Genomic DNA, 19,499 nt, shown 5'->3' on the forward strand with positions numbered 1-19,499 from the left:
GGGGGGGGGTTGGTGGGGTTGGGCGGTACTGCCTTCCGGCGCAGGGGCCACCCGTCGGTGCCCGCTCCGCCGCCTGGAGCTCACTGCTTCTTGGTCACGTCCCAGATCCGGAAGATGTACGTCGGGTCGAGGGTCTCCTCGACGCCGTCCATCTGCGAGGTGGCGACGGCGGAGTTCTTGCCGTTCCACGACGGGAGGACCGGCACGTCCTTGGCCGTGATGTCCTGGATCTTGCCGAAGGCGTCGGCACGGGCGGCCTCGTCGGTCGCGCCGAGCTCGTCGTCGAGCAGGCTGTTGACCTCGTCGTTGCTGTAGCCGTTGGCGAAGAAGCCACCGTCACGCAGGAACGGCGACAGGTAGTTGTCGGCGTCGAGGAAGTCGGGGTACCAGCCGAGCATGTAGAGGTCGTAGGCCCCCTCGCGGTAGTTCTCCTTGTACTCCTCGTAGGGGTCGCTGACGACCGTCACGTCGAAGAGCCCACTGGCCTTGAGCTGGTCGGCGAACGTGTTGGTCTCCTGGACCGCGGCGTCGCCGTACTTGTCCGGCGGGACGCCGAGGTTGAGCTTGACCGGCGTCTTGACGCCCGCGTCGGAGAGGAACTTCTTGGCGGCGTCGAGGTCCGGGGCGTCGCCGTAGACCTCCTTGAACGACTCCTTCTGACCCGCGAAGCCCGGCGGCACCAGGGAGTACGCCGGCGTGGTGGTGCCGTCGTAGACGTCCTGGGTGATCTCGGCGCGGTCGATGATGCTCGCGATGGCCTGACGCACCGGCAGCTGCTTGCCCGTGGCGGTGGCCGTGTTGAAGACCCAGTAGCGGAACTCGGAGCCGTCGCCGTTCAGCACGCTCAGCCCGTCGGTCTTGCCGAGGTCGGCCAGGTCGACGGCGCTCAGGGTGCGCCAGGCGACGTCGACCTTGGAGGTGCCGATGTCGGAGCGCAGGGCGCTGGGCTCCTTGTAGAGCTTGACGATGACCTGGTTGGCCTTGCCGGAGCGGGTGCCGGTGTACTCGGTGTTGGCGGTCAGGGCGGCCTGCTGCTCGACCTTGTAGTCGGACAGCGTGTAGGGGCCGGAGCCGATGACCTTCGCGCTGTCCATCAGCTTGTCGGCCGGGAAGGTCTCCTCGTCGACGATCGAGGCCGCCGCCGTGGTGAGGACCTTGACGAAGGTCTGGTCGGGCTTGGTCAGGTGGAAGACCACCGTGGTGTCGTCGGGGGTCTCGATGGCTCCGTCGACGAGGGTCGGAGCGGCGTCGCCCTTGGACTCGGTGAGCGAGCCGAGCAGCGACGAGGCGCCGTTGGGGTCGGCGATCTTGATGTTGCGCTCGAACGAGAACTTCACGTCGGACGACGTGAGGGCGTTGCCGTTGGAGAACTTGTTGTCGGCACGCAGCTTGCAGGTCACCGTCTGCGGGTCGTCGTAGTCGCACGACTCGGCCGCGTCGGCCTCGGGCTGGTCGCCACCGGCCGGGATCACGAGCAGCTGCTCGAAGATGGAGTACTGCAGGTTCCACGACCCGATGTCGTAGGCCCCCGCGGGGTCGATCGAGACGACCGGGTCGGTCGTGCCGAGGATCCACGACGCGCTCGTGCCTGCGTCGGACGGCGCGTTGGAGTTGTCGGGGTTGGCGTTGCCCGACTTGCCGCCGTCGTCGCCACCGCAGGCGGCGAGGGTGCAGATCAGGATGCCGGCGCCGGTCAGGGACAGGGCCTTACGAACTGGGGTCACGAGCGTGTACCTCCGAGGATGTGAGAAGAACGCCGTGAACCTACTCGCAGGTCAGTGGCCCACGCCACCCTCGAGACGTGCGGCCGAGGTCCCGAATTGGCAACGATCTGACGAGACCTGACCCGCTGGGCCGCAGATCCTCGCCTCAGACGAGGACGGCGGCCAGGTCGGCGGGCGTCACGCCCACCAGGGTCTCGCGGCGCACCCGCCGCTCCCCCGGGTCGACCGGCACGTGGTGCGGGACCGCCAGGACCGTGCAGCCGGCCGACTCCGCGGAGCGACAGCCGGTCTCGGAGTCCTCGATGGCCACGCAGTCGCCGGGCGCGACCCCGAGGAGCCGGGCGGCGCTCAGGTAGGGCTCGGGGTGGGGCTTGCCCCGGGTCACCCGGTCACCGGTCACCACGACCTGGAACGACCCGGGTGGCAGCTGGGCCAGGATCGGCGCGACGAACCGCTCGTAGGACATGGTCACCAGCGCGCACGGCATGCCGTCGTCGATCAGCGCAGCGAGGAGCTCACGGGCCCCCGGACGCCATGGGACGGCCTGCTCGACCTTGGCGACGACCCCGTCGAGCAGCCGCTCGACGATCTCCTCGGGCCCCAGGGGCAGTGGCATGTGCTGCTGGATGTAGCGGCCCGACTCGAGCAGGTCGTTGCCGACCAGGTGCAGGGCGTGCTCGTGGCTCCAGGTGCCGCCGTACTCGTCGGCCAGGGCGAACTCGGTGGCGATCCAGTAGGGCTCGGTGTCGACCAAGGTGCCGTCCATGTCCCACAGCACGGCCGCCGGTCGGCGTGCGTCGGCCATCAGTCCTCGGGCTCGTAGCCGAGGTTGGGCGAGAGCCAGCGCTCGGTCTCGGCGAGGCTCCAGCCCTTGCGCTCGGCGTACGACGCCACCTGGTCGCGTCCGAGACGGCCGACCACGAAGTACTGCGACTGCGGGTGGGAGAAGTACCAGCCCGACACCGAGGCGCCCGGCCACATGGCCATCGACTCGGTGAGGGTGATGCCGGTCGCGGCCTCGACGTCGAGCAGCTCCCACAGGGTGAGCTTCTCGGTGTGGTCGGGACAGGCCGGGTAGCCGGGCGCCGGACGGATGCCTTCGTACTTCTCGGCGATCAGGTCCTCCTGGGAGAGGTCCTCGTCGGAGACGTGGCCCCAGAGCTCGGTGCGCACGCGCTGGTGGAGCCGCTCGGCGAAGGCCTCGGCCAGGCGGTCGGCCAGGGACTCGATGAGGATCGCGTTGTAGTCGTCGAGGTCGTCCTTGAACGCCTGGACCCGGTCGGGCAGGCCGATGCCGGCCGTCACCGCGAAGCCACCGACGTGGTCGGCGAGGCCGCTGTCGGCCGGCGCGACGAAGTCGGCGAGCGACTTGTGCGGGATGCCCTCGCGGTGCTCGCCCTGCTGGCGCAGGTGGTGCAGCGTGGCGCGGACCTCGCTGCGGGACTCGTCGGTGTAGACGAAGGTGTCGTCGGGGTGGGCCGGGTCGCCGGCGGCGGGCAGGAACCCGTAGACGCCCTTGGCGGTCAGCCACTTCTCCTCGACGATGCGGTCGAGCATCGCCTGCGCGTCGTCGTAGAGCTTGCGGGCGGTCTCGCCCGACGTCGGGCTGTTGAGGATGTCGGGGAACCTGCCCTTCATCTCCCACGCGTTGAAGAACGGCTGCCAGTCGATGTAGTCGCGCAGCTCGCCGATGTCGTAGTCGTCGAGCACGTGGATGCCGGGCTGCCTCGGCGCCGGGGGCGAGTACGCCGACCAGTCGACCGGGGTGGCGTCGGCCAGGGCCGCGTCGTAGGAGACCAGCTTGCGGTCGCCCTTGTTGGCGTGCCGGGCGCGCAGGGCGTCGTAGTCGACCTTGACGTCGGCCATGAGCGCCTCGCGCTTGGTCTCGTGGAGCAGCGCGGCCGCGGTGGGCACCGATCGCGACGCGTCCTTCACCCAGACCACGGGGCCGTCGTACTTGGGGTCGACCTTGACCGCGGTGTGGGCGCGCGAGGTGGTCGCACCGCCGATGAGGAGCGGGATGGTGAGGCCCTGGCGCTGCATCTCGGTGGCCAGGGTGACCATCTCGTCGAGGCTGGGGGTGATGAGTCCGGAGAGCCCGATGATGTCGGCGCCGACCTCGGCGGCCGTGTCGAGGATCTTCTGCGCAGGCACCATGACGCCGAGGTCGATGACCTCGTAGTTGTTGCACTGCAGGACCACGCCGACGATGTTCTTGCCGATGTCGTGGACGTCGCCCTTGACGGTGGCCATCACGATCGTGCCGTTGGTCTCCTTGTCGCTCGAGGCGACTCCCCCGGCGGCGACGAGGTCGGCCTTCTCCTGCTCGATGAACGGGATCAGGTAGGCCACGGCGCGCTTCATCACGCGGGCCGACTTGACCACCTGCGGGAGGAACATCTTGCCGGCGCCGAACAGGTCGCCCACGACGTTCATGCCGTCCATGAGGGGGCCCTCGATGACCTCGATCGGACGGCCACCGCGGTCGGAGATCAGCTGGCGCAGCTCCTCGGTGTCGGACTCGACGTGGGCGTCGATGCCCTTGACCAGGGCGTGGGTGATCCGCTCGCCGACCGGCAGCTCGCGCCACTCCTCGGTGGCGGCCTCGGCCTTCTCGCCCGCCCTGTTGTGCGCCTCGGCGACCTCCAGCAGCCGCTCGGCGGCGTCGGGGCGCCGGTTGAGCACGACGTCCTCGATGCGCTCGCGCAGCTCGGGCTCGACCTGGTCGTAGACCACGAGGGCGCCGGCGTTGACGATGCCCATGTCGAGGCCGGCCTCGATGGCGTGGAAGAGGAACACCGCGTGGATGGCCTCGCGCACCGGGTTGTTGCCGCGGAACGAGAAGCTCACGTTGGAGATGCCGCCGGAGACCTTGGCGCCCGGCAGGTTGTCCTTGATCCAGCGGGTGGCCTCGATGAAGTCGAGGCCGTAGGACGCGTGCTCCTCGATGCCCGTGGCGACGGCGAAGACGTTGGGGTCGAAGATGATGTCCTCGGCCGGGAACCCGACCTCGTCGACCAGGATCCGGTAGGCGCGCTCGCAGATCGCCTTGCGGCGCTCGAGGTTGTCGGCCTGGCCGTCCTCGTCGAAGGCCATCACGACCGCGGCGGCACCGTACTTCTTGACCAGGGTCGCCTGCTCGCGGAACTTGTCCTCGCCCTCCTTCATGGAGATGGAGTTGACGATGGCCTTGCCCTGGACGTTCTTGAGGCCGGCCTCGATCACCTCCCACTTCGAGGAGTCGACCATGAGGGGCACCCGGCTGATGTCGGGCTCGCTGGCGATGAGCTTGGTGAAGCGGTCCATGGCCGCGACACCGTCGATCATGCCCTCGTCCATGTTGATGTCGATGACCTGCGCGCCGTTCTCGACCTGCTGGAGGGCGACCGCGAGCGCGGTGTCGTAGTCGCCGTCCTTGATCAGGTTGCGGAACCTGGCCGAGCCGGTGATGTTGGTGCGCTCGCCGACGTTGACGAAGAGGCTGTCGTCGTCGATCGTGAACGGCTCGAGACCGGAGAGCCGCATGGCCGGGGCGAGGACCGCCGGCTCGCGACGGGTCTTGCCGGCCACCGCGCCGGCGATGGCCTTGATGTGGTCGGGGGTGGTGCCGCAGCACCCGCCGGCGAGGTTGACGAACCCCGCCTCGGCGAACTCGGACAGCATCGCGGCGGTCTCGTCGGGCGCCTCGTCGTACTCGCCGAAGGCGTTGGGCAGCCCGGCGTTGGGATAGCACGACACGAAGGTGTCGGCCAGGCGGCTCATCTCGGCGATGTAGGGGCGCATGTCCTTGGCCCCCAGCGCGCAGTTGAGCCCGACCGCGAGCGGGCGCGCGTGGCGCACGGAGTCCCAGAAGGCCTCGGTCACCTGGCCGCTCAGGGTGCGGCCGGAGGCGTCGGTGATGGTGCCGGAGATGATCACCGGCCACCGGCGCTCGCGCTCCTCGAACAGCGTCTCGACGGCGTAGATGGCCGCCTTGGCGTTGAGGGTGTCGAAGATCGTCTCGATGAAGATCAGGTCGGAGCCGCCGTCGACCAGGCCGTTGGCGGACTCGAGGTACGCCGCCACCAGCTGGTCCCAGCCGACGTTGCGGGCACCGGGGTCGTTGACGTCGGGGCTGATGCTCGCCGTACGCGTCGTCGGGCCGAGGGCCCCGCCGACGTAGCGCGGCACGCCGGTGTCGGCCGCGACCTCGTCGGCGATGCGGCGGGCCAGGCGAGCGGCCTCGTAGTTGAGCTCATAGCCGAGCTCCTCCATGCCGTAGTCGGCGAGGGAGACGCGGTTGGCGTTGAAGGTGTTGGTCTCGATGATGTCAGCGCCGGCCTCGAGGTACTCGCGGTGGATGCCGGCGATGATCTCGGGCTGGGTCAGCGTGAGCAGGTCGTTGTTGCCCTGCAGGTCGCTGGGCCAGCCGGCGAATCGCTCGCCGCGGTAGCCGGCCTCGGAGGGCCGGTCGCGCTGGATCGCCGTACCCATGGCTCCGTCGAGCACCACGATCCGCTCCCGCAGCAGGGCGGTGAGCTCCTCGGTGACGTCGGGGCGCAGGTCCGGCACAGTGACTCCTTCAGGGTCGACGTCCCAGCCTAGGAACGCGCGTCCAGGACGCGGACAGGGATCTCAAATCGTGACACCGCGTCACGGGGCGGCGAAATCGCGGCGGTGTGCTCGGGGGTGGAACGCCGCGCGGGGTGCCGCTGTTCCTGGGACCCGAGCCGGGGATGGCTAGGCTTCAGCGATGATCGAGATCGACGAGATGCCCGACCTGGTGGACCCCCTGGTCATCGCCGCTTTCGAGGGCTGGAACGACGCGGCCGACGCGGCCTCGTCGGTCGTCGACCACCTGATGCTGGTGTGGAACGCGCGGGTCGTCGGTGCGATCGACCCCGAGGAGTTCTACGACTTCCAGGTCAACCGGCCGCTGGTCTCGACCGACGAGCTCGGCCACCGCCAGCTCACCTGGCCCACCACGCAGATCGCGGTGGCCTCGCCGCCCGACCTCGACCGCGACGTCATCCTGATCCGCGGCATCGAGCCCAACATGCGCTGGCGCCAGTTCTGCGCCGAGCTGCTCGCCGCCTGCGACGACCTGGGCGGCGAGCTCGTCGTCACCCTCGGCGCCCTGCTGGCCGACACGCCGCACACCCGGCCGATCCCGGTCACCGGCACCGCCACCGAGCTCGAGCTGGTCGACCGGCTCAAGCTGGAGCAGTCGACGTACGAGGGACCGACCGGCATCGTCGGCGTGTTCCAGGACGCCTGCGTCCGCCTCGACATCCCCGCGGTGTCCTACTGGGCCGCGGTCCCCCACTACGTCGCACAGCCGCCGTGCCCCAAGGCGACGCTCGCGCTGCTCGGACAGCTGGAGAACCTGCTCGAGGTGTCGATCCCGCTCGGCGACCTGCCCGAGGACGCTCGCGCGTGGGAGCGCGGCGTCGACGAGCTCGCCGAGGAGGACGAGGACGTCGCCGACTACGTGCGCTCCCTCGAGGAGACCCGCGACACCGCCGACCTCCCCGAGGCCTCCGGCGAGGCGATCGCCCGCGAGTTCGAGCGCTACCTCAAGCGCCGCGGCGACGAGCCGGGAGCCGGCCCCGCCTGACGCGTACGCCGCCGACTCGACCCGACCCCACGTCGGCCGAGGTGCGAAGGCCGCCAGGCCTGAGCCTCGAGACCCCCCACAACCGACGCACCCGACCCACTTCACCCCACGTCGGTCGAGGTGCGAAGGCCGCCAGGCCTGAGCCTCGAGACCCCCACAACCGACGCACCCGACCCGATCGAGCTCTCGCGGGATCGGGGCTCTCCCGGCGCGGGTCTCGCAGGGTCGGGGTGTCCGCGCGCCTAGCATTCCGGGTCTCGCCGTCAAGGACGTCGCTTCGCTCCGCCGCTACGCGGTCGCTTCGCGATCCTTGACCGCGAGCCTCTCCCGGAATGCTTCATGGCGCAGACAAGGGCGGGCTGCGCCGCGCCCTCGTCCAGCGCGGACACCCCGAGACCCGGGTCCTCGGCGACTGGAGAGAATCCCGTGAACCTGGTTCAGGAGAATCTCTCCGGTCGGGCCACCGGCCAGGTCAGCGGTGCGTCAGCCACCAAACGGACCCGCCCACCGCACCAGAACGGTGGCTCACCCACCGCCCGAACTGACCGTCCAGCGCAGCGGTGCGTCAGCCCTCAAACCGACCCGCCCAACGCACCAGAACGGTGGCTCACCCACCGCTCAGGACGCCCGACCCGTACGCCGAAGGACCGGCGACAAGGCGGAGTCGCCACAGACCGGCGTACACCTGCGGCGGCCTCGGGACTCGTCGCTCAGAGCCTGATGCCGAGCGCCGCGTCGACGAGGGCCGCGATGCCGGCCGCGGCGTCGGGGTCGGAGGTGTCGGCGAGGCCGTCGGTGCCGAGGGTGGCCGACGCCCAGGCGTCGACGGCGGCGACGGCACGCGGAGCGTCGAGGTCGTCGGCCAGCGCGGCCAGGACCTCCTCGACGACCGGACCGGCCGGCGCTCCGGCACCGAGGGCGACGGCCTTGCGCCAGCGGGCGACGAGGTCGACGGCCTCGAAGAGCTCGCCGTCGACCCACTCCCAGTCGCTGCGGAAGTGGTGGCGCAGCAGGGCGAGCCGGATGCCCATCGGGTCGATGTCGCTGTTGCGCAGCGCGGAGACGAAGACCAGGTTGCCCCGGGACTTCGACATCTTCTCGCCGTCGTAGCCGACCATGCCGGCGTGGCTGTAGACCTGCGCGAACGGGGTGCCGGGCGCCACGACCTGGGCGTGACCGGCGCACATCTCGTGGTGGGGGAAGACCAGGTCGCTGCCGCCGCCCTGGACCTCGAACGCCCCGCCGAGGTGGTGGCGGGCGATCGCGGCGCACTCGATGTGCCAGCCGGGGCGCCCGCGACCGAAGACGCTGGGCCACGACGGCTCGCCCTCGCGCTCGCCGCGCCAGACGACGCAGTCGAGCGGGTCCCGCTTGCCGGGGCGGTCGGGGTCTCCCCCGCGCTCGCCGAACAGGCGGACCATGGTGTCGCGGTCGTAGCCGGACTCGCCGCCGAACGCCGGGTCGGCGGTGACGGAGTAGTAGAGGTCGGTCTCGACGCGATAGATCGCACCGGCCGCGTCGAGCCGCTCGATCATCTCGACGGCCAGCGGGATCGACTCGACCGCCCCGACGTAGTGGTCGGGCGGCAGCACCCGCAGCGCGGTCATGTCCTGGCGGAACAGCTCGGTCTCGCGCTCGGCCAGCTCGACCCAGTCGACGTTGACCTTGGTCGCCCGCTCGAGCAGCGGGTCGTCGACGTCGGTGACGTTCTGCACGTAGACCACGTCGTGGCCGGCGTTGCGCCAGGCCCGTTGGAGGAGGTCGAAGGCGACGTAGGTCGACGCGTGACCCAGGTGGGTGGCGTCGTACGGCGTGATGCCGCAGACGTAGAGCCGCGCGGGTCGACCCGGCTCGGGGCCGATGGCCACCCGCTGCCCGCTCGCGGTGTCGTGGAGGACCACCGGTGGGCCCGTCACGGGCAGGGTGGGGACCTCCGGAGCGGACCAGGAACGCATGGCCCGACTCTAGTGACCCGTCTCAGAAGGGCGGCCACGGGATGGCGGGGTACTCGCCGCGCCGCGGTGCGGGCATCACGCCGCGGTCGAGCAGCCTGCGGCACCGCCGCGAGAACGTGTCGATCTCGAGGTCGGTGAGGTGGTCGGCCAGCGTCTCGCCCAGCTCGCCTGCGAGCGCGGCCAGCACCCGCTCGAGACCGGCGACGTGCTCGTCGTCCAGGGCGTAGCCGTGCCAGCCCCACAGCACCGTGCGCAGCTTGGGCTCGTGGTGGAAGGTCAGCCCGTGGTCGACGCCGTAGCGGTGGCCCGAGGTCATCTCCAGCACGTGGCCGCCCTTGCGGTCGGCGTTGTTGGTGACGACGTCGAAGACGGCCATCCGGCGCAGCGGGGCGGAGTCCTCGTGCACCAGGGTGACGTCGCGGTCCTGGTCGTCGAGACCGTCGAAGACCGCCAGGGCCCCCTCGGGCACGCGACCGCTCCGCACGATCGTCACCGCCTCCTGGTCGGGATCGGGCTCCTGCCACTCCTGGAGCATCCCGAGCCCGTGGGGCCCGTCACCCAGCCAGGTGCGTGGCACGACGTCCCACCCGATCGCCTGCGAGACGGCGTACGCCGCGACCTCGCGGTCGGCGAGGGTGCCGTCGGGGAAGTCCCAGAGCGGCTTCTCGCCGCGCACCGGCTTGTAGACGACCTTGACGCCGTCGAGCTCGCCGAGGAACGTCGCGTTGGAGGCGGGCATGATCCGCCCGCGCAGCTCCAGCTCGCCCACGTGGTGGTCGACCGCCTCAGGGGGTCTGCGGGTCGCGGCGGCGGAAGCCGTTGGCGCGCACGCAGAGGTGGCCGTCGGGGTCGATCGGGTTGCCGCAGAAGGGGCAGCCGGGACGCCCGGCGTCGAGCACCTGCTCGGTGCGCTGGACGAACGACCGCGCGGCGGAGGCGGTGATCCGGACGAGCAGGAGCTCGTCGGCCTCGGGCTCCACGATGTCGTCGTCGAGCTCGTCGCCGTCCTCGATCTCGTCAGCGGAGACGATCGCGACGTCGGTGATCGGGAAGACCTCGATCACCACGCGCTCGTCGGCGGGGTCCCAGGACAGCGTCATGGTGCCGGCGCGGAACTCCTCCTCGATCGGCTGCTCGAGCGGCGCGGAGTCCTCGAGCCCCAGGGGCGCCACGGCGGGGACCACGGTGGAGGTGTCGGTGGCCATCACCTCGTCGAGCAGCTCGTCGATGCGCTCGGCGAGGGCGGCGACCTGCTGCTTCTCGAGCGCGACGGAGGTCACCCGCAGGCCAGTGCGGGCCTGGAGGAAGAAGGTCCGGGCGCCGGGCTCGCCGACGGTTCCGGCGACGAAGCGTTCGGGCGGGTCGAAGGCGTGGATGATCGGCATGTCGTTCCTAGCCTAGGGGCCGGTCGATGGGCCCGCGCCACCCCCGACGGGGGCGTCCTGCGCGGCGGTCGTCGTACGGCGTCCCCGGGTCTTCTTGGCGGGCGGCGGCACCAGCCACGAGAGGTCGCCTGCGTGGGTGTTGGTCGCGAGCACGTAGGGGCGGGTGCCGGTGTAGCGCACGATCGACACCGAGGCCGGGTCGACGTTGATGCGCTGGAACAGGTCGAGGTGCATGCCGAGCGCGTCAGCCAGCAGCGACTTGATGATGTCGCCGTGGCTCACGGCCACCCAGACGGCGCCGGGGCCGTGCTCGGCCTCGATCGCCGCGTCGTGACGTCGTACGGCGGCCACCGAGCGGGCCTGCATCGTCGCCAGGGACTCACCGCCGGGGAACGCCGCGGCCGACGGCTGGCCCTGGACGACCTTCCAGAGCGGCTCCTTGGCCAGCTCGCGCAGCGGCCGCCCCTGCCACTCGCCGTAGTCGCACTCGCTGATGCCCTTCTCGCTGGTCACCTTGGGCGCACTCTCACGGGCCGCGACGACGAGCTTGGCGGTCTGACGGCACCGCTCGAGCGGGCTGGTGACGATCGCGGCCAGCGGCACCACCGCGAGCCGCTCCCCCGTGCGCTGGGCCTGCTCGACCCCGACGTCGTCGAGGCGGACGCCGGGCAGTCGCCCGGCCAGGGTGCCCGACGCGTTGGCCGTGGTCCGGCCGTGTCGGACGAAGATCACCGTTGCCATGGATCCGACCCTATGCGTACTAGCGTGACGCCCGTGATCGTCGACAGTGCCGTCTACCGCGGCGGACAGCGCGTGCTGGTCGACTGCCACGACCACGACTACGCCGCCCTCCGGTCCTCGGCGGCCGACGAGGGCGGCTTCGTGTGGGTCGGGCTCTACCAGCCCAGCGAGATCGAGCTCGGCGAGGTCGCCGACGCCTTCGGGCTGCACAAGCTGGCCGTCGAGGACGCCTTCACCGCCCATCAGCGCCCCAAGCTCGAGCAGTACGACGACAGCATCTTCCTGGTGCTCAAGACGCTCTGGTACGTCGATGAGGACGACGCCGTCGAGACCGGCGAGATCAACCTGTTCGTCGGCGACGACTTCGTCGTCAGCGTGCGCCACGGCCGCGGCTCGCGGCTGCGCGCGGCCCGCGAGTACCTCGAGCACGCCGAGCACGTCCTCACCCACGGTCCGTCCTCGGTCGTCTACGCCGTGTGCGACACCGTCGTCGACGCCTACCTCGAGGTCGTCGCCGACCTGCAGGAGGACGTCGACGAGGTCGAGGAGTCGGTCTTCTCCAACGACCGCACCCGCGACTCGGCCCGCATCTACACGCTCAAGCGCGAGATCGCCGAGGTACGCCGCGCCGTCCTGCCCCTGCGCGAGCCGATGCGCCGCTTCGCCTCCGGCCTGGTGCCCGGCGTCGACGCCGAGGCGGCCCCGTTCTTCCGCGACGTCGTCGACCACCTCACCCAGGCCGCCGAGGTCGTCGACACCCTCGACACCCTGCTGTCCGGCGCCTTCGACGCCCACCTGGCCTCGATCTCGGTGCAGCAGAACGACGACATGCGCAAGATCTCCGCCGGCGCCGCGCTCGTCGTGACCCCGACGCTGATCGCCGGCGTCTACGGCATGAACTTCGACCACATGCCAGAGCTGTCCTGGCAGTACGGCTACGCCTTCGCACTGCTGCTGATGCTCGGGTCGTCGGCGGTGCTGTTCTGGTTCTTCAAGCGGTCTGGCTGGCTGTAGGTCGACCCACCACGTCGGTCGAGGTGCGAAACCCCACGTCGGTCGAGGTGCGAAGGCCGCACGTCGGTCGAGGTGCGAAGGCCGCCAGGCCTGAGCCTCGAGACCCCCGCAGCCGATGCACCCGACCCGATCGAGCTCTCGCGGGATCGGGGCTCTCCCGGCGCGGCACTCTCAGGGTCGGGCCGTCCGCGCGCCTAGCATTCCGGGTCTCGCCGTCAAGGACGTCGCTTCGCTCCGCCGCTGCGCGGTCGCTACGCGATCCTTGACCGCGAGCCTCTCCCGGAATGCTTGAGGGCGCAGACAAGGGCGGGCTCCGCCGCGCCCTCGTCCAGCGCGGACACCCCTCGGCCGCCGAACCTGGTGCTCCTACGACAAAGCTTCGTCGTAGAACCAGGAGGTTCTGCGACCGCAGACCACTCGTGACGGTCGGCCTACGCGCGCCGCCGCCCGACCGGAACGCCACGAGACCTACGACGAGAAGACGTGGCTGCACACCGCAGGACGCTGCGGTGGTCTCGAGACAGTCGCTAGCGCGACTTCCTCGACCGCCGTGGGGCGAGGTCGCGTCAGGCGTGCAGCACGCCCACGCCCAGCAGCACCAGCGTGGCGGTGCCGAGCACGACGCGGTAGAGGACGAACGGCGTGTAGGAGCGGGTGGAGACGTAGCGCAGGAGCCACGCGATGGCGGCGTACCCGACGACGAAGGAGACGACGGTGGCGACGACGGTCGGTCCCCAGCCGTAGTCGGTCTCGCCCGCGGCGACGGGCTCGCCGATCTTGCGCAGCTCGAAGGCCCCGGCTCCGACGACGGCCGGGATGGCGAGGAGGAACGCGTAGCGGGTGGCGGCCTCGCGGTCGTAGCCGAGCGCGCGGCCCATGGAGAGCGTGGCCCCCGAGCGGGAGACGCCGGGCACGAGCGCGAGGGCCTGGGCCCCGCCCATCAGGACGGCGTCGCGCAGGGTCATCTGCTTGATCTCCTTGTCGGAGCGCCCGAACCTGTCGGCGGCACCGAGCACGAGGCCCATCACGATCAGCAGGATCGCGATCACCCAGAGGTTGCGGAAGTCCTTCTCGATGACGTCCTTGAGCAGCACGCCGAGGACCACGATCGGCAGCGAGCCGATGATGATGAACCAGCCCATCCGGGCATCGAGGTGGCCGCGCAGCTCGGGCTTGACCAGCGAGCGCAGCCACATCGACGCGATCCGGAGAATGTCCTTGCGGAAGTAGATGAGCACGGCCAGCTCCGTGCCGATCTGGATCACCGCGGTGAAGGCCGCGCCGGGGTCCCCCCAGCCGAAGAGCTCGGGAAAGATGCGCAGGTGCGCACTGCTCGAGATCGGCAGGAACTCCGTGAGTCCCTGGATCACTCCGAGCACGACCGCCTGCAGCATGTCCCACACGAGGGGCCACGCTAGGACATGCCCGGGTGCCCACGTCAGCGCGCCCCTACCGCGACACCGCCGACGGTCGTCTAGGTTTTCGACATGCAGCAGCGCTCCCTGGGCAGCACCGGCCTCCAGGTGTCCCGCGTGGGGCTCGGCACGATGACCTGGGGCCGCGACACCGACGAGCACGAGGCGCGCGACCAGCTGATCGCGTTCGCCGAGGCCGGCGGCACGTTGGTCGACACCGCGGCCGGCTACACCGACGGCGACTCCGAGCGTCTGATCGGCACGCTGATCGGCGACGTCGTGTCGCGCGACGAGATCGTCCTGGCCACCAAGGCCGGGGTGTCCCGGCGCAGTGGCGAGCGCGTCGCCGACACCTCGCGCGGCTCGTTGCTGCCCACCCTCGACGCGTCGCTGCGCCGCCTGGGCGTCGACCACGTCGACCTCTGGCAGGTGCACGTCTGGTCCGACCGGACGCCCCTCGAGGAGACGCTGACCGCCCTCGACATCGCCGTCTCCTCAGGACGTGCGTCCTACGTCGGCATCTCCAACTACAACGGCTGGCAGACCGCCCAGGCCGCCACCTGGCAGCGCGCGGTCCCGGGGCGGGCGACCCTGGCCTCGACGCAGGTCGAGTACTCCCTGCTCAACCGCGCCGTCGAGCGCGAGGTGCTGCCGGCCAGCGCCGCCCTCGGCCTCGGCGTCCTGCCGTGGTCGCCCCTGGGCCGTGGGGTGCTCACCGGCAAGTACCGCAGCGGCACCCCCTCGGACTCCCGCGGGGCCTCGCAGGTCTTCGCCGGCTTCGTCGGCGCCTACCTCGACGACGCGAGCGCCCGCGTGGTCGAGGCGGTGGTCCGCGCCGCCGACGGCCTGGGCTGGACACCCCTCGAGGTCGCGCTGGTGTGGGTCCGCGACCGGCCGGGCGTCACGGCTCCCATCGTGGGCGCCCGCACCACCCAGCAGCTGCGCGGCTCGCTCGACCTCGACGACAAGGTCCTGCCCGCCGAGCTGGTCGCCGCGCTCGACGACGTGTCCGCGACGGCCCGCGGCGGCGCCTGATGCCCCGTCACGAGCGCCGCGCACCTCGTGCCGGGGTGGAGTGGGAGTTCGACCGGGTGACCTTCTCGCCGGAGTACCCCCGCGGCGTGGTCACCAAGCTGCTCGTCGAGCGGGCCGAGCAGGGCGGCTGGGAGCTCGACCGGGTGCGCATCGGCAACGACGGCGTACGCCGGGTGATCCTGCGCCGCAAGATCATCCGCGCCGTCCGCACCGCCTGACGGCCCCCACCCGGCTCACACGTCGGAGAGGAACCGGTCGAACACCCGCGCACCGAACTCCAGGGCGTCGACCGGTACCCGCTCGTCGACCCCGTGGAACAGGGCGGTGAAGTCGAGGTCGGCCGGCAGCCGCAGCGGCGCGAAGCCGTAGGACCGCAGCCCGAGCCGGCGGAAGTGCTTGGCGTCGGTGCCGCCGCTCATCGTGTAGGGCGCGACGATCCCCTCGGGGTCCTCGGCCAGGATCGAGCGGGTCATCGAGGCCACGAGGTCGCCGTCGTACGGCGTCTCCCACGGCTGCTGGTGGGACAGCATGTCCCACTCGATCCCCTCGCCGCACAGCTCGCGCAGCGTCGCGAAGAACTCGTCCTCGTAGCCGGGCAGGAAGCGCCCGTCGAGGTGGGCGGTCGCCTCGGTCGGGACCACGTTGACCTTGTAGCCCGCCCCCAGCTGGGTCGGGTTGGCGGTGTTGCGGATGACGGCACCGAGCATCCGGGCGGCACCCCCGAACTCCTCGATCAGCGCCGGCGCGTTGTCCGGGGTCGCCTCGGTGCCGGCGAGGTCGGCCACGGCGGCCAGCAGCACCTCCATCGTCGGCGTGAGGCGCACCGGCCACTGGTGGGTGCCGATCCGCGCCACCGCGGCGGACAGGCGGGTGACGGCGTTGTCGGGGTTGATCATCGAGCCGTGCCCGGCGCGCCCCTTCGCGGTCAGCCGCATCCAGGCCATGCCCTTCTCGGCCGCCTCGATCAGGTAGACCCGGCGGCCGCGCACGGTCGTCGAGAACCCCCCGACCTCGCCGACGGCCTCGGTGCATCCCTCCAGCTCGTCGCGGTGGTGCTCGACGAGCTGCTCGGCGCCGTGGTGGCCCCCGGCCTCCTCGTCGGCGGTGAAGCACAGCACGACGGGCCGCTCGGGCGCCGCTCCGGCGCGCTGCCGGGCCCGCACGACCGAGAGCAGCATGGCGTCGAAGTCCTTCATGTCGACCGCGCCGCGGCCCCACACGTAGCCGTCCTGCACCTCGCCGCTGAACGGGTCGACCTGCCAGTCGGCGGCCGCCGCGGGTACGACGTCGAGGTGGCCGTGCAGCAGCAGCTTGTCGGTGCGGTGCCCGCCCTCACCGCCCCACTGGGCCACCACGGACGTGCGACCCGGCGTGGTCTCGTAGAGGCGCGAGGCGATGCCGACCTCGTCGAGCAGCGCAGCGACGTGCTCGGCCGCCTTGCGCTCCCCCGGCCCACCCTGGCCGTCGGGCTCGCCGTAGTTGCTCGTGTCGATCCGGATCAGGTCGCGGCACAGCTCGACGACCTCGGCGGCCGGGTCGTAGGCGGGCGGCGTCGGGGCTCCGGCATCGGGTTCCATGTCCCCATCCTGACACCCGCGTTGGTGACCCCCGATGCGGTTGGTCGGACTGGGCTTTGCTAACGTTCGACCGCACTCGTCCGGGTGGCGGAATTGGCAGACGCGCTAGCTTGAGGTGCTAGTGCCCGTATTAGGGCGTGGGGGTTCAAGTCCCCCCTCGGACACTCAGAAGGCCCCGGCTCCACGGGGCCTTTTGTTCATTTGCGACGCCTCCGCGCGGCTCTCCGCGGGCGGGCCCGTCATGGCCGGCCCACCTCGCTCGCCGGACGCGCGCGATGCAGTGCCGACACGAGCACCGGAGCATCGGCCGGGCGCGACCTCGGACAGGACGCCTCCCGCGCCGACCTGGGCGCTCCCGCGGCGTCGTACGACGCAGCGACGCCCTGACTCCAGGAGGGAGCCGGGCCGACGGGTGTGGCGTACGGGGCAGGTGTGGCGGCAGGGGCGCGTGGGGCCGCGGCTCAGGCGCGGCGGGAGAAGAACTTCGCGAATTTGCTTTCAAAAACGCCCGTAGACGGGACGTTTGCCATTTTCTTTGACAGAATATACCCAAACGTCTGGCCGTACGGGTCAGTCACACCTAGGAGATCTCCAATGTCGAAGTTCCGCGCCCTTCTCGTCTCGTCCCTCCTCGCCACCGCGCTGGTCGGCGGAGCGATCTCGACCACCGGCGCCTCGGAGGCCAAGGCCCCCGTCGCGGCGCGCGACAACTCGCAGTGGTGCTGCTGACCTTCAGCAGCAGCCCTTCTCCCTCAGCCTGACCGCGGGGTGGCACGTACCGTCAGCGGAATGCTCGACGGCATGAGCCCCGTGGACGCTCCAGCGCGCCGAAAAGCCTCCATGGCCTCCTCGATCGCGCCACGCTCGCGCAGCAGGTTGGCCAGCTCGAACCACAGCTGCGCTGCCTCCCGGTCGGCTCCGACCCCGTCGAGCACCACCAGGGCCCGACGGAAGTGGCCGACCGCGCGCTCGGTGTCGTCACGAGCGATGGCGATCTGTCCCAGCACGGTCAGGGCCTGCGCACTGAGCATGAGGTTGTTCTCGCGCATGCTCTCGAAGCAGTCCTCGGCCAGCCGCTCGGCCTCCTCGACGTCGCCGACGAGCAGGCGGCACCGCGCCCGTCCGAGCTCGTTGCGACCGGTGTCGTAGGGGCTCGCGTCGTTGAACTTCATCTCCTCGCGGGCCCGGTCGAAGTTGAGCGAGGCACCCTCGACCTCGGGCGGGTCCAGCGCGAGCTGGAGAAGACCCAGCTGGCTGCGCAGTCGCGCCATGCTGCGCGCGTCGTGGGTCTGCTCGAGCAGCGCGACGGCGCGCTGGGCCAACGGCAGCGCGTCGGCGACGTTGCCCTGACGCTGGTGCACGATGCTGCTGTTCCAGTACGCCGACGCCCGCGCGATCGGCGACTCCAGGAGCTCGGCGCTCGCGACGGCCCGCTCGCACATCCGCAGCGCGAAGTTGACGTCGCCGCGCTCGAAGTGGGCGGCGGCGACCGTGACCGCGAGCTGGATGCCCTCGGCGGTGCCCTCGAGGTCGGAGGCGCTGACCAGGCCGGCGGCCCGGTCGCCGATCTCACACGCCCGGGCCAGGTCTCCCTCCTCGCGGTAGCAGCGGCTCAGCGCCAGCAGGGTGCGGATCAGGAACAGTCCGTCGGTGCTGGCGATCAGCAGGTCCTCGAAGACCTTGATCGCCGCGGCCAGCTGTCCGTTCGACTCCAGCGCCTGGCCGCGCAGGAAGCGGGCCTTGGCGGCCAGCTCGGCCGGGACGTCGCCCTCGTCGAGGAGCGCGTCGAGGCGCGCAAGGGCGGACGCGGCCTGGCCGGTGCGCAGGTCGAGCTCGGCGTAGTCGAGCTCGAGGGTCAACCGAGCGGCGTGCTCGCGGGCCGCGACGTCCTCGTCGGGGGCCAGCAGCTCCTCGGGGTCGCATCCCAGGCGGTTGGCCAGCGCGACCAGGAGCTCGGCACTGGCTCGGCGTTGGCCGGCCTCGATACGGGAGATGTAGGCGGTCGACATCTGGTCGCCGGCCGCCTCACCCTGGGTCAGCCCGGCTCGTTGTCGAGCCAGCTTGATGCGGCCGCCCACCAGGGCGGCATCGATGTTCTTGGCCCGGACGCGAAGGTCGGGTGTGACCTGCGCAGGCTCTCGCGTTGTCTCCACCCGGACACTATGCCCGAATATGACATGAATGTTGAGTTTTCTGTTGAGATCGGTCATACCTGTCCTGCTGGCGGGCCCTGCCATGCTCGGTCCATGAGTACTCCCCTCGAGGCGGCCACGCGCGCCACCACCCTGCTCGACCTGCACCGCGACCCGTCCCTGCTCGCCGTCGTCAACGTCTGGGACGCGATCAGCGCGACCGTCGTGAGCGACCTGCCCGGCACCCGGGCCCTGGCCACGGCCAGCCACTCGATCGCCGCCTCCCGCGGCTACGAGGACGGCGAGAAGATCCCCGTCGACGAGATGATCGAGGAGGTGCGTCGGATCGTCGTCGCCACCCGCCTGCCGGTGTCGGCCGACCTCGAGGGCGGCTACGGCGATGCTGCCGAGACGGTGCGCAAGGCCATCGGCGTCGGCGTCGTCGGCGCCAACATCGAGGACCAGCTCAAGCCGCTCGCCGAGGCCACCGCGCAGGTCGAGGCGGTCCTGGCCGCTGCGGCCGCCGAGGGCGTGCCCGACTTCGTGCTCAACGCTCGCACCGACGCGTTCGTCAAGGGAGCCGCCGACCCACTGGCCGAGGCGGTCACCCGCGGTCGGGCCTACCTCGACGCCGGCGCCCCCGTCGTCTTCGTGCCCGGCAGGCTCGACGAGCAGCAGGTCGAGACCCTGGTCGAGGCCTTCGGACCGCAGCGACTCACCACGATCGGGGTTCCCGGCACGCCGTCGCTGGCCCGGCTCGAGCAGCTCGGTGTCGCCCGTGTGTCCTACGGCCCGATGTCGCAGCGGGTCGCGCTCACCGCCCTGGCCGAGCTGGTCGAGGCGGTGCAGGCGGGCGGCGGCGTACCCGACTCGATGCGTCCCCTCAACTGAGTCGGCCCGGCGAGTCGGGCTGAGAGTCGGCCTG

Annotated in this window: 16 protein-coding genes and 1 tRNA gene; 7 read left to right on the plus strand and 10 right to left on the minus strand. The window is 71.1% G+C overall.

The window, feature by feature from the left end; genetic code table 11:
• Positions 1-80: 80 nt before the first annotated feature.
• The 3 genes from FJQ56_RS16180 to metH all read right to left on the minus strand — a co-directional run bounded on the left by FJQ56_RS16180 (position 81) and on the right by metH (position 6,275).
• The gene (locus tag FJQ56_RS16180; protein WP_140010640.1) at positions 81-1,724 is read right to left on the minus strand and encodes an ABC transporter substrate-binding protein; all 1,644 of its coding nucleotides are present in this window, start codon (positions 1,722-1,724) and stop codon (positions 81-83) included.
• Positions 1,725-1,869: 145 nt separating this feature from the next.
• Entirely contained in the window at positions 1,870-2,529 is a 660-nt protein-coding gene (locus FJQ56_RS16185) for an HAD family hydrolase (protein WP_281284690.1), read from the minus strand.
• On the minus strand, positions 2,529-6,275 hold the full coding sequence (gene metH, locus FJQ56_RS16190) for a methionine synthase (RefSeq protein ID WP_140010641.1): 3,747 nt from the start codon (positions 6,273-6,275) through the stop codon (positions 2,529-2,531). The genes FJQ56_RS16185 and metH overlap by 1 nt, the downstream gene beginning before the upstream one ends.
• A gap of 181 nt (positions 6,276-6,456) precedes the next feature.
• Between metH and FJQ56_RS16195 the strand changes: the two genes are divergently transcribed.
• Positions 6,457-7,320, plus strand: coding sequence for a PAC2 family protein (locus FJQ56_RS16195; protein WP_140010642.1), 864 nt, complete (start codon positions 6,457-6,459; stop codon positions 7,318-7,320).
• Positions 7,321-8,030: 710 nt separating this feature from the next.
• Here FJQ56_RS16195 and mshC read toward each other — a convergent pair.
• From mshC to FJQ56_RS16215, 4 genes are read right to left on the minus strand one after another with little or no spacing between them, the layout of a single operon-like run.
• A complete protein-coding gene (gene mshC, locus FJQ56_RS16200; RefSeq protein ID WP_140010643.1) occupies positions 8,031-9,275 on the minus strand; it encodes a cysteine--1-D-myo-inosityl 2-amino-2-deoxy-alpha-D-glucopyranoside ligase in 1,245 nt (414 codons plus the stop codon).
• A 22-nt stretch (positions 9,276-9,297) separates the two neighbouring features.
• On the minus strand, positions 9,298-10,044 hold the full coding sequence (locus FJQ56_RS16205; protein WP_246084211.1) for an SCO1664 family protein: 747 nt from the start codon (positions 10,042-10,044) through the stop codon (positions 9,298-9,300).
• Positions 10,045-10,060: 16 nt separating this feature from the next.
• Positions 10,061-10,660 (minus strand): DUF3090 domain-containing protein, encoded by a 600-nt coding sequence (locus FJQ56_RS16210; protein ID WP_140010644.1) that lies wholly within the window; start codon positions 10,658-10,660, stop codon positions 10,061-10,063.
• 12 nt (positions 10,661-10,672) lie between these two features.
• Positions 10,673-11,401: a histidine phosphatase family protein gene (locus FJQ56_RS16215; protein ID WP_140010645.1), complete on the minus strand. Its 729-nt coding sequence runs from the start codon at positions 11,399-11,401 to the stop codon at positions 10,673-10,675.
• Positions 11,402-11,434: 33 nt separating this feature from the next.
• Here FJQ56_RS16215 and corA point away from each other — a divergent pair, with 33 nt between their 5' ends.
• Positions 11,435-12,415 (plus strand): magnesium/cobalt transporter CorA, encoded by a 981-nt coding sequence (gene corA / locus FJQ56_RS16220; protein ID WP_211351117.1) that lies wholly within the window; start codon positions 11,435-11,437, stop codon positions 12,413-12,415.
• Between the two features lie 566 nt (positions 12,416-12,981).
• On the opposite strand, the gene FJQ56_RS16225 is transcribed toward corA, so the two are convergent.
• Complete coding sequence (locus FJQ56_RS16225; RefSeq protein ID WP_140011062.1) at positions 12,982-13,809, minus strand: undecaprenyl-diphosphate phosphatase; 828 nt, start codon at positions 13,807-13,809, stop codon at positions 12,982-12,984.
• A 93-nt stretch (positions 13,810-13,902) separates the two neighbouring features.
• Here FJQ56_RS16225 and FJQ56_RS16230 point away from each other — a divergent pair, with 93 nt between their 5' ends.
• On the plus strand, positions 13,903-14,865 hold the full coding sequence (locus tag FJQ56_RS16230; protein WP_140010647.1) for an aldo/keto reductase: 963 nt from the start codon (positions 13,903-13,905) through the stop codon (positions 14,863-14,865).
• Positions 14,865-15,083: a DUF5703 family protein gene (locus FJQ56_RS16235; RefSeq protein ID WP_246084212.1), complete on the plus strand. Its 219-nt coding sequence runs from the start codon at positions 14,865-14,867 to the stop codon at positions 15,081-15,083. Before FJQ56_RS16230 ends, FJQ56_RS16235 begins: the two co-directional genes overlap by 1 nt.
• 15 nt (positions 15,084-15,098) lie before the next feature.
• Here FJQ56_RS16235 and FJQ56_RS16240 read toward each other — a convergent pair whose 3' ends face one another.
• A complete protein-coding gene (locus FJQ56_RS16240) occupies positions 15,099-16,442 on the minus strand; it encodes a M20/M25/M40 family metallo-hydrolase (protein WP_140010648.1) in 1,344 nt (447 codons plus the stop codon).
• Between the two features lie 78 nt (positions 16,443-16,520).
• Here FJQ56_RS16240 and FJQ56_RS16245 point away from each other — a divergent pair.
• Together FJQ56_RS16245 and FJQ56_RS22960 are read left to right on the plus strand one after the other, a co-directional pair.
• Positions 16,521-16,606: transfer RNA gene (locus FJQ56_RS16245), tRNA-Leu, on the plus strand.
• Between the two features lie 430 nt (positions 16,607-17,036).
• Positions 17,037-17,171, plus strand: a complete 135-nt coding sequence (locus tag FJQ56_RS22960) for a hypothetical protein (protein ID WP_281284691.1) — start codon at positions 17,037-17,039, stop codon at positions 17,169-17,171.
• A 23-nt stretch (positions 17,172-17,194) separates the two neighbouring features.
• On the opposite strand, the gene FJQ56_RS16250 is transcribed toward FJQ56_RS22960, so the two are convergent.
• Entirely contained in the window at positions 17,195-18,595 is a 1,401-nt protein-coding gene (locus FJQ56_RS16250) for a helix-turn-helix domain-containing protein (protein ID WP_170215437.1), read from the minus strand.
• A gap of 93 nt (positions 18,596-18,688) precedes the next feature.
• Between FJQ56_RS16250 and FJQ56_RS16255 the strand changes: the two genes are divergently transcribed.
• Positions 18,689-19,465, plus strand: coding sequence for an isocitrate lyase/PEP mutase family protein (locus tag FJQ56_RS16255; RefSeq protein ID WP_140010650.1), 777 nt, complete (start codon positions 18,689-18,691; stop codon positions 19,463-19,465).
• Positions 19,466-19,499: the final 34 nt, after the last annotated feature.

The organism is Nocardioides plantarum, from assembly GCF_006346395.1.
GTDB lineage: Bacteria > Actinomycetota > Actinomycetes > Propionibacteriales > Nocardioidaceae > Nocardioides > Nocardioides plantarum.

Bases quoted from the DNA above. Each gene is read 5' to 3' on its own strand.
- mshC (WP_140010643.1), bottom strand. From the start codon at position 9,275: ATGCGTTCCTGGTCCGCTCCGGAGGTCCCCACCCTGCCCGTGACGGGC.
- FJQ56_RS22960 (WP_281284691.1), top strand. From the start codon at position 17,037: ATGTCGAAGTTCCGCGCCCTTCTCGTCTCGTCCCTCCTCGCCACCGCG.
- FJQ56_RS16225 (WP_140011062.1), bottom strand. From the start codon at position 13,809: ATGCTGCAGGCGGTCGTGCTCGGAGTGATCCAGGGACTCACGGAGTTC.
- FJQ56_RS16230 (WP_140010647.1), top strand. From the start codon at position 13,903: ATGCAGCAGCGCTCCCTGGGCAGCACCGGCCTCCAGGTGTCCCGCGTG.
- FJQ56_RS16240 (WP_140010648.1), bottom strand. From the start codon at position 16,442: ATGGAACCCGATGCCGGAGCCCCGACGCCGCCCGCCTACGACCCGGCC.
- FJQ56_RS16215 (WP_140010645.1), bottom strand. From the start codon at position 11,401: ATGGCAACGGTGATCTTCGTCCGACACGGCCGGACCACGGCCAACGCG.
- FJQ56_RS16235 (WP_246084212.1), top strand. From the start codon at position 14,865: ATGCCCCGTCACGAGCGCCGCGCACCTCGTGCCGGGGTGGAGTGGGAG.
- FJQ56_RS16255 (WP_140010650.1), top strand. From the start codon at position 18,689: ATGAGTACTCCCCTCGAGGCGGCCACGCGCGCCACCACCCTGCTCGAC.
- FJQ56_RS16195 (WP_140010642.1), top strand. From the start codon at position 6,457: ATGATCGAGATCGACGAGATGCCCGACCTGGTGGACCCCCTGGTCATC.
- FJQ56_RS16210 (WP_140010644.1), bottom strand. From the start codon at position 10,660: ATGCCGATCATCCACGCCTTCGACCCGCCCGAACGCTTCGTCGCCGGA.
- FJQ56_RS16185 (WP_281284690.1), bottom strand. From the start codon at position 2,529: ATGGCCGACGCACGCCGACCGGCGGCCGTGCTGTGGGACATGGACGGC.